Genomic DNA, 379 nt, shown 5'->3' on the forward strand with positions numbered 1-379 from the left:
TCGCCGTTCTCCAGATACCGCAGGCCACCGTGAATCATCCGCGACAGCGCAGCGCTGGCTTTACTGCAGAAATCTTCTTTCTCCACCAGCAGGACTTTCACCCCCTGCAAGGACAACTCCCGGTACACACTGATGCCGTTGATGCCACCTCCGACTATCACTACATCGAAATGCGCATCATGGGGTAATCGTTCCCGCCTTTGTTTTCCATCGCCTGCCATACTGCTCCCCTTATCGATTCTTATTGTGTGTGGGAATCACATCAGTCTGTCTGTAACTGACTGAGCGACTGAGCCACTAGTGTGCTGATGGTATCCACATCCACAGCGGACAGGTTTACCTCTCCGGCCCGTGCATTCTCTGCCGCCTGGGTCGGATT

At 54.4% G+C, this 379-nt stretch carries 1 protein-coding gene; it reads right to left on the minus strand.

What is annotated here, in order from left to right; genetic code table 11:
- The coding region (locus ACYP03_RS24590; RefSeq protein WP_459782464.1) for an FAD-dependent oxidoreductase at window positions 1-221 on the minus strand (221 nt) is incomplete at its 3' end.
- Between the last annotated feature and the right edge of the window lie 158 nt (window positions 222-379).

This window comes from Photobacterium sp. R1 (assembly GCF_054600795.1).